Here is an 8,232-nt window from a genome sequence, read left to right as displayed (position 1 = left end):
TCCGCCTTCGCTACGGCCTCCGCGGACCGCATCTGCACACCCCACAACATCGCGCACCCGCCAACACACACCCACCCCGCGATACCTCCGCCTCCGCTACGGCCTCCGCGGACCACATCTGCACACCCCACAACATCGCGCACCCGCCAACACACACCCACCCCGCGATACCTCCGCCTCCGCCACGGCCTCCGCGGACCACATCCGCACACCCCACAACATCGCGCACCCGCCAACACACACCCACCCCGCGATACCTCCGCCTCCGCGGACCGCGTCTGCGCACGCCGTAACGTTGCGCGCCCGGGCCACGAACTCTTTGTTGACGCAATGGCCCGTCGGGGGGCCTGTCCGTCCATTTGTCAGTAGTGGAATGGAGCTCGGGACATGGCTTTCCGAAGTGATTACCTGGTGCGCTGCCGCACCTACCTCGCGCAGCACCGGCTCGCCACGGCGATCGCCGCCCCCGCCACGCTCGGCGTCGCGGCGGCGGTGGCCGCCGCGTACTCGGTGACCTCGCCGGCCCAGCAGGCCGATACGCAGCTGAAGGCCTCGGTCACCGAATGCCACGATATGGTCACCATCTCGGTGGCGGGCCGCGGTGACACACCGGCCGAAGGCACCACGAAACTGCTGGTGGACGCCAACGGGAAGCCGCTGCCCGCGGCACTGTCCGGTGATCACCGCAGTGAATGGGTCGACCCGGTGGTCAACGCGCCCGCCGACGATGTGGACCCCGGCTCGTATGCCGCGGTGTACATCGCCTATCCCGCGAACATGGCCAGCTACGAGGACGCTGTCACCACGGGTGTCGCGAACACGCAGCAGGTGATGCGGGAGATCGCACAGGCCTGCCCGGATACGCAGTTCGCGATCGTCGGATACAGCGAAGGTGCCGACGTGGTGCGCCGGGTCGCGATGGACATCGGCCATCAGGAGCAGCAGGATGGCGGCTACGCCGTTGTCGACCCGGCCAAGGTCACCGGCGTGGTCATCCTCGCCGACTCCGGCCGCTCGGCCGGCGACGGACCGTTCCCCGGCGCCCAGAACCCCAACGGCAACCCGGACAACTTCGACCAGCTCTACCAGAACGGCGGCACCCCGGTACCGGGCCGCGGCGCGGTCGCCGGCACCAGCGGCGATTTCGGCGCGCTGAACGGCAAGATCGCGTCCTTCTGCTCCGACGGCGACCTCACCTGCGCGGCGCCGGACAATATCTCGCTGCTGCAGCTGGTGGTGAATGTGGCCCGGCAGATGAACGTCGATGCACTCGAACGGGAGGGCCTCACCCCCGCCACCGGACAGGATGTCGCGGTAGTCCTCAGCCGGGTCGCACTGCTGGCCCTCGCCGATATCCAGTCGCAGCCGAACTGGATGGCCAGTGACGAAACCTTCCTCCAGGTACTGCTGCGGGTCTCGGACCCCGCCTACAAGCCGGGGCAAGCCACCACCCCGGCGCCCACCCCCGCCGATTCCATCTCGACCGATCAGATGTCCCCGCTGGCGTATCTGCCGCAGAAGGTCCTCAACGAGATCGTCGGGTTGATCGTCACCAACCAGAACACCATCCCGGTGATCCTGTCCGACCCTTACAACCTCACCCTCGGGCCCAACGCCACCGGCCACCACTTCGACTACTGGCGCGACGCCGACCCCGGTAACGGCAAAACGCTGACCTCGGCAGAATACGCGGCGGCCTGGCTCACCCATCTGGCCAAGCAGGCTCAAGCCGGCGAACCGGTGAACACGAAATCGGCGCCCACGCCCGCGGATCTGGACGACGCCTATCGCGCGGCGGCCGAGACCACGACCGATCCGACGAGCACAGCGGCGACCGCGGCGCCGACGACCGGGCCGAGTGCCCCGGTGACCACGGAGCCCGCGACCGGATCGTCGACCGCGACCGGATCGTCGACCACCGCGCCGGCGCCGACGGCGGTACCGTCGACGACCGATACCACCACCGCGCCGCCGGCCACGGTGACCCCGACGGAGCAGCAGCGCCCCGGCGCGGAGCCCACCGAAACCGGCACTGCCCCCGCCGCCCCGGAACCGAGCACGCCACCGGTCGCCGCGACCACCCGCCCCGTACCCACCCGGGCCGCGGCGGACAGTACCTCGGTGACTCCGAACCCGACCGTCACAGAGACCACCACTTCTCCCGTACCGGTACCGGCCGCGGGCTGATCCGCCGGGGTATCGGCCGGTCGCCCCGTGCGACCGGCCGATACCCGTACCGAGGGCAGATCGCCCGGCGTCGCACCGGACATCCTCGCCGATATCGGCGAGGATGGGCCCATGACGATTTCCGCCGACGATATGGATCATCTGCGCTGCTGTGTCGATCTCGCCCGCGAGGCGCTGGCCGCGGGCGATCAGCCGTTCGGCTCGCAACTGGTCGCCGCGTCGGGCGAGGTGCTGTTCGAGGACCGCAACCGGGTCTCCGGCGGCGATGCCACCCGGCACCCGGAATTCGAGATCTGCCGCTGGGCGGCCGCCCAGCTGAGCCCGGCCGACCGCGCGGCGGCGACCGTGTACACCTCGGGTGAGCACTGCCCGATGTGTTCGGCGGCCCACGGCTGGGTCGGTCTCGGCCGTATCGTGTTCGCCACCTCGACCGGTCAGCTCACCGGATGGCTGCGCGAATGGGGCGCACCGCCGACGCGGGTGGCCTCGCTGCCGATCACGCAGATCGTGCCCGGTGTGGTCGCGCAGGGCCCGGTGCCCGAATTCGAACAGGAGATGCGCGCCCTCTATCAGCGGTGCTTCGCCCCCACCTGATCCGGTTCAGCCGGGCACGCCACTGCGTAACCAGGCGATATGGCGCCCCGAGATATCCGCGGTGGTCAACAGATCGAATCCGGTCTCGTCGGCCAGCCCGGCCGCGTGATCGATACCCGCCTCGGCCCAGGGAAACCAGTCCCCGGCCTCGGTGCGGGTTTCGAGCCGGATCTGCCGGATGCTGATACCTGTTCCCGGGCAGGAGAATTCGACGACCGCCAGACCGCCCGGCCGGAGCAGTCCGGAAACCCGGCGCAGAATGCGGTGCGGGTCGCCACCGATACCGATATTGCCGTCGGCGAGCAATGCGTAGTGCCAGCGGCCGTCGCCCGGCAGCGGGCCGAAGATATCGCGGGCCACGGCCGGTGCGCCACGATGCCGGGTGACCGCGATCGCGGTGGGTGAGATATCGACGCCGAGCGCGACGACCCCGCGCCGGCACAGCGCCTCGACCAGCCGGCCGGGCCCGCAGCCGAGATCGACCGTCGGTCCGTCACAGCAACCGACCAGAGCCGAATCCACATGCTGGTCGGCGGCGGTGACCCGGGTGCCACCGAGCCAGCGGCGGGTCGGTAACCGGGTGCGATCGCCGTCGGCCGAACGGATCCAGCAGTCGCGACCGGTCAGCGCGGGATCGAACCGGCCGATCACCGGGCGACTCGCGGCGCGCCGAGGGCCGCCACCGCCGCGGCGAATCGTCCGGAACAGTCGGCGGCGACCCGCAGGGCATCCGCGTAGTGGTCGACATCGGTGAACGTCGGCAGCGCGGCCACCCGATACCCGTTGGCGCGCAGGATCGCCCGGGTGGCGGCACCGGTGCGCGCGGTCGACATCGGTATCTCCGCGAGCAGCCGGGTGGCCCGCGGATCGGGCAGGCCCAGCCCCCACCAGCCGCCGTCGGTGGCCGGGCCGAGCAACACCTCGGCCCCCGTGGCCAACACCCGGGCCGCATCGCTGAGCACCCGGGCACTCACCTGCGGGGTGTCCATGCCGATCTGGAACACCGGCAGACCCGTCCGGGCGAGATCGGCGTGCGCGTTCGCCAGCCGGACCGCGAAATCCGGACCGCGCTGCGCGATCACCTCGAATTCCGCCAGTTTCGCCGCTATCTCGTCGCCGAATTCCGCGGCGGCCGGATCACCGGTGAACGCGACCACGCGGTGGGCGACCGGACACGCGGCGACGGTGTCGAGGGTGTCCAGCAGTGCGGCGGCGGCCAGCCGGGCCGCCTGCACCGGTGTCAGCGGCGGGGTCAGCCTGGTCTTGGCGTACCCGGCGACCGGTGCCTTGGCGACCACCAGCAGCGCCACCGGCAGTGGTCCGGTATCCGCGCGGCCGGCCGCGGGCGGTTCCGCGGTCCGGCTCACCGCAGGACCGCCAGGAAATCGCGGGTGGCCCGCAACGATCCACGTGCCGACCCCGATACTTTCGAACGCCCACCGGCCCGTGCGCGGTAGCTGATATCGACCTCCCGGACATCCCAGTGCGCGGCGGCGGCCCGGACGAGCAACTCCAGCGGGTAGCCGAACCGATCGTGCAACCGCCCCAGCGATTCCAGCCGCTGCCGGTCCGCCACCCGCATCGCACCGATATCGTGCACCGGTAGTCCGTACCGGCGGCGCAATCGGCGCGCGACGACGCGATTGCCGAGCCGGGTGTGCCACGGCCAGATTCCGCCGCTCACCGGCCGCCGCCGGCCGACCGCGAGATCGGCACCGGCCCGGATCTCGGCCACCAGCAGAGGCAATTCGCCGGGATCCATCGATCCGTCACCGTCGAGCACCGCGACCAGTTCGGTCCGGGCGGCGGCGATACCGGCCTGGACCGCGGACCCGTAGCCGGGCCGCGGTTCCACGACCACGCGGGCACCGTGCCCGGTCGCGACGGCGGCGGTGTCGTCGGTCGATCCGTTGTCGACCACGATCGGCTGATATCCGGCCGGTAGCGCGGCCAGGACCACCGGCAACGCTTCGGCTTCGTTCCGGCACGGGATCACCACGGTGACGCCGGCCGGTTCGCGGTGCTCTGTCGGCATGGGTGCCACGGTATGCCCGAAACAGCGCAAAACCTGTGACAAAAGCATGACGCCGTGTCCGATCACCTGGTGAATACGCTTTGCCGGAGACAGATCGGCCTAGTGTGTCCTCTGTGCCGGAGTCGATCGAGATCACCGCGTCCCGCGCCCGGATCCGGGGCGAACTGGTCGGGGCCGCGGCCGCCGCGATCCTCGTGGCATCGGCGTTCACGGTCCCGCAACTGGCCGGCGAACCCTGGCGGCGCAGTCTGTTCGCCGCCGCCGCCCCGATTTTCGGCCACTGGTCACCGCATATCGGCTGGGGCACTCTCCCCGCTGTGGCCCTCGCCGCGGCAGTGATCGCAGTGGGCCCGGCACTGGCCGACCGGCTGCCCTGGCGGCGGCTGCTCACCATCGGATATCTCACAGCGGTGCTGTGGGCATTCGCGCTGGCGCTGGTGGACGGTTGGCGGCGGGGGTTTACGGCGCGGCTCGCGGACGGTCACGAATATCTCGCCGAAGTACCCGGCGTCACCGATATCCCGGCTGCGCTGCGCACCTTCGCCGACCGGATCGTCGACGGACAACCGGATTCCTGGACCACGCATGTATCAGGTCATCCACCCGGTGCCCTGGTGTTCTTCGTACTGCTCGACCGAATCGGCCTCGCGGGCCCCACCTGGGCGGGGATCGTCTGTGTGCTGGCCGGATGCAGCGCACCGATTGCGGTCGCGGTCGCACTGCGTGCCCTCGGGGCCGAAGCACACGCCCGTTCCGCACTGCCCTTTCTGGTGTCGGCCCCCGCGGCGATCTGGGTCGCGGTTTCCGCCGATGCTCTGTTCGCCGGTGTGACGGCCTGGGCGGTGGCATTGCTCGCGGTCGCCGCCGGCGCCGAATCCACCTACCCCGCCGGGACCGCACCGGCATACCGGAAGACCACCACGGTCCGTGATCCGCGACGCCGGACCGGGGGTATCGACCCACCAGGGTGGCTGCCGGACCCGGAAACCGTTCCCCCGGTGGCGCGCCGAGCGACGTCAGCGACAGCGTTCGCGGCGGGGGTGCTGTTCGGATTCGGGATCTTCCTCAACTACGGCCTGATCCTGATGGGCCTCATCGCCGCCGCGGTACTGCTCGGGGCTCGATCCGTCCGCCCGCTGCTACCCGCTCTCCTGGGCGCGCTGGTCGTCGTGGCCGGGTTCGCGGCCGCCGGTTTCTGGTGGTTCGACGGCTACCATCTGGTGGTCGAGCGGTATTACCAGGGGATCGCCGCCACGCGTCCCTTCGGCTACTGGTGGTGGGGCAATCTCGCGGCCACGGTATGCGCGGTGGGACTGGCGACCGCCGCCGCCCTGCCGCGGACGCTGGCCCCGTCGCGGTTACGTGCGCTCGACCCGGCCGCGCTGTTGGTCGCCGCCGCGGTATGCGCGGTCGCCGCCGCCGATCTCAGTGGCCTGAGCAAGGCGGAAACCGAACGGATCTGGTTACCGTTCGATATGTGGCTGCTGGCGGCGACAGCCTTCCTGCCGCGCGGACATGCTCGTCCCTGGCTCGCGGTCCAGACCGCCGGAGCCCTGATTCTGGTCCATCTGCTGATGACGAATTGGTGAGGTATCCATGTGCATACTCGTGGCCGACGACGATCCCGTGGTCCGGGACGTGGTGCGCCGCTACCTCGAACGGGACGGGCGGACCGTGCTGGAGGCCGGCGACGGTCGGACCGCCTACGCCGCCCTGGCCCGCACCGGTGAGCCGGGCGCGGTGGAGTTGGCGGTACTGGACGTGATGATGCCGGAACCCAACGGTGTCGAGCTGTGCCGGGCGATCCGGACCGGCATCCGTCCGGATACCCCGATCATTCTGCTCACCGCGCTGGGTGACGAGGACGATCGGGTACTGGGCCTGGAAGCCGGCGCCGACGACTACATCACCAAACCGTTCAGCCCGCGTGAACTGGCGCTACGGGTGGCATCGGTGCTGCGCCGCACCCACCGCGCACCGGCACCGGACCCGGCGCCCCTGCGTGCCGGACCGGTCGTCGTGCACCCGGCCGCCCAGACGGTATTCGTCGACGACAGGCCGGTTTCGCTCACCCGCCGGGAATTCGATCTGCTGGTTTTCCTGCTGCGCAATCGCGGACAGGTGTTCAGCCGGGAGGGATTGCTGGAACAGGTGTGGGGCTGGGATTTCGGTGATCTGTCGACGGTGACCGTGCATATCAAGCGGTTGCGCGCCAAGCTCGGTGCCCGGCACCGCATCGAAACCGTCTGGGGTCGCGGCTACGCCTGGGATCGCGGCGATATCACTGTGGAGTGTGCCGATGCCCGATGACCTGCCCGAGATCATCGGATACACACTGGCTTGCTCATTGCCGGTGGTCCTGGCCGGGGCCCTTGGCCTGCGCGCCCTGCGCAACCGTTCGCTCACCGGGAGTACGGCGGTGCTGGTACTGATCCCGACCTTGGCCACCTTGGCCGGAATCACCGGTGTCAGCGGATTGATGTTCACCGCGGAATTCCGGCGTACGTCCATCGTGCTCCTGGTGGTCGCCGCCGTCACCGTTCCGGCCGGGATCCTTCTCGGCCGCGAACAGGCCCGGAAAACGGTGTGGGAGAAACAAATTCGCGATCAGGAACGTGCAGCCGAACAGTCGCGCCGTGAACTCGTGGCATGGGTGAGCCACGATCTGCGGACCCCGCTCGCCGGGATCCGGGCGATGACCGAAGCACTCAGCGACGGTGTGGTGGCCGAGCCGGCCGATATCGCCCGGTACGCCGAGCAGATCGGCCGGGAGACCCGGCGGCTGTCCCGGATGGTCGACGATCTCTTCGAGATGTCCAAGATCTCGGCAGGCGCCTTGCGACTCGATCTCGAACCGCTCGACCTGCGCGAACTCATCGACGAGATCTACGCCGCTCATCGCGCGACCGCCGATCGTGCCGGGGTCGGGTTCGTCGCGAGCCAGCCCGCCGCGCCGCTGCCGGTCGCGGCCGACGATCAGGCGCTGGGCCGGGTCCTGGCCAACCTGGTGTCGAATGCCATCGCCCATACACCGCCCGGCGGCGAGGTCGTTATCACCGCCGGGCAGACCGGCGGCCACGTCTGGACCCGGGTCGACGACTCCGGGCCCGGGATAGCGGCCACCGATCTACCCCGTGTCTTCGAGGTCGCCTACCGGGGCACCGCGGCGCGCTCCCCGGTGGCGGATAACGGGATCCCCACCGGTAGCGGCATGGGTCTGGCCATCGCCGCGGGCCTGATGCAGGCGCACCGAGGCGCGATCACGGCGGCGAACCGCGAGGTGGGTTGCCGGTTCGAGATCCGGTTGCCGGCCGATTCGGCCTAGAGAGTGTCCTCAAAGCCAGATGAGCAGGGTGGCCAGGTCGAGCATCCCGCGGTAGGACGTGGCGGTCTTGTCGTAACGGGTGGCGATCGCT

Annotated in this window: 8 protein-coding genes; 5 read left to right on the top strand and 3 right to left on the bottom strand. The window is 70.1% G+C overall.

Annotated features, from left to right (window positions below; all coding sequences use genetic code 11):
* Positions 1–387: 387 nt before the first annotated feature.
* Positions 388–2,187 (top strand): cutinase family protein, encoded by a 1,800-nt coding sequence (locus tag ACWCPQ_RS24305; protein WP_449902688.1) that lies wholly within the window; start codon positions 388–390, stop codon positions 2,185–2,187.
* 111 nt (positions 2,188–2,298) lie between these two features.
* Positions 2,299–2,781: a nucleoside deaminase gene (locus tag ACWCPQ_RS24300; protein WP_449902686.1), complete on the top strand. Its 483-nt coding sequence runs from the start codon at positions 2,299–2,301 to the stop codon at positions 2,779–2,781.
* A gap of 6 nt (positions 2,782–2,787) precedes the next feature.
* On the opposite strand, the gene ACWCPQ_RS24295 is transcribed toward ACWCPQ_RS24300, so the two are convergent.
* Genes ACWCPQ_RS24295 through ACWCPQ_RS24285 form a run of 3 tightly spaced genes read right to left on the bottom strand, consistent with a single transcriptional unit; the run spans position 2,788 to position 4,816 of the window.
* On the bottom strand, positions 2,788–3,432 hold the full coding sequence (locus tag ACWCPQ_RS24295) for a methyltransferase domain-containing protein (RefSeq protein WP_449902684.1): 645 nt from the start codon (positions 3,430–3,432) through the stop codon (positions 2,788–2,790).
* Positions 3,429–4,148, bottom strand: coding sequence for a TIGR04282 family arsenosugar biosynthesis glycosyltransferase (locus ACWCPQ_RS24290; RefSeq protein WP_449902681.1), 720 nt, complete (start codon positions 4,146–4,148; stop codon positions 3,429–3,431). Before ACWCPQ_RS24290 ends, ACWCPQ_RS24295 begins: the two co-directional genes overlap by 4 nt.
* Positions 4,145–4,816, bottom strand: a complete 672-nt coding sequence (locus ACWCPQ_RS24285; protein ID WP_449902679.1) for a glycosyltransferase family 2 protein — start codon at positions 4,814–4,816, stop codon at positions 4,145–4,147. The genes ACWCPQ_RS24290 and ACWCPQ_RS24285 overlap by 4 nt, the downstream gene beginning before the upstream one ends.
* Positions 4,817–4,929: 113 nt before the next feature.
* On the opposite strand from ACWCPQ_RS24285, the gene ACWCPQ_RS24280 reads away from it, so the two are divergent.
* Genes ACWCPQ_RS24280 through ACWCPQ_RS24270 form a run of 3 tightly spaced genes read left to right on the top strand, consistent with a single transcriptional unit; the run spans position 4,930 to position 8,141 of the window.
* Positions 4,930–6,405 carry a hypothetical protein gene (locus ACWCPQ_RS24280; protein WP_449902676.1) on the top strand — a complete coding sequence of 492 codons (1,476 nt, stop codon included), beginning with the start codon at positions 4,930–4,932 and terminating at the stop codon, positions 6,403–6,405.
* A gap of 7 nt (positions 6,406–6,412) precedes the next feature.
* Positions 6,413–7,126 carry a response regulator transcription factor gene (locus tag ACWCPQ_RS24275; RefSeq protein ID WP_449902674.1) on the top strand — a complete coding sequence of 238 codons (714 nt, stop codon included), beginning with the start codon at positions 6,413–6,415 and terminating at the stop codon, positions 7,124–7,126.
* On the top strand, positions 7,116–8,141 hold the full coding sequence (locus ACWCPQ_RS24270; protein WP_449902671.1) for a sensor histidine kinase: 1,026 nt from the start codon (positions 7,116–7,118) through the stop codon (positions 8,139–8,141). The genes ACWCPQ_RS24275 and ACWCPQ_RS24270 overlap by 11 nt, the downstream gene beginning before the upstream one ends.
* The last annotated feature ends 91 nt before the right edge of the window (positions 8,142–8,232 follow it).

This window comes from Nocardia sp. NPDC001965, from assembly GCF_053594175.1.
The sequence above is the reverse complement of the archived record's forward strand: the minus strand, read 5'-3'. Positions and strand labels throughout refer to the sequence as shown.

Coding starts and splice junctions, on each gene's coding strand:
- ACWCPQ_RS24275 (WP_449902674.1), top strand. CDS start 6,413: ATGTGCATACTCGTGGCCGACGACGATCCCGTGGTCCGGGACGTGGTG.
- ACWCPQ_RS24300 (WP_449902686.1), top strand. CDS start 2,299: ATGACGATTTCCGCCGACGATATGGATCATCTGCGCTGCTGTGTCGAT.
- ACWCPQ_RS24305 (WP_449902688.1), top strand. CDS start 388: ATGGCTTTCCGAAGTGATTACCTGGTGCGCTGCCGCACCTACCTCGCG.
- ACWCPQ_RS24285 (WP_449902679.1), bottom strand. CDS start 4,816: ATGCCGACAGAGCACCGCGAACCGGCCGGCGTCACCGTGGTGATCCCG.
- ACWCPQ_RS24270 (WP_449902671.1), top strand. CDS start 7,116: ATGCCCGATGACCTGCCCGAGATCATCGGATACACACTGGCTTGCTCA.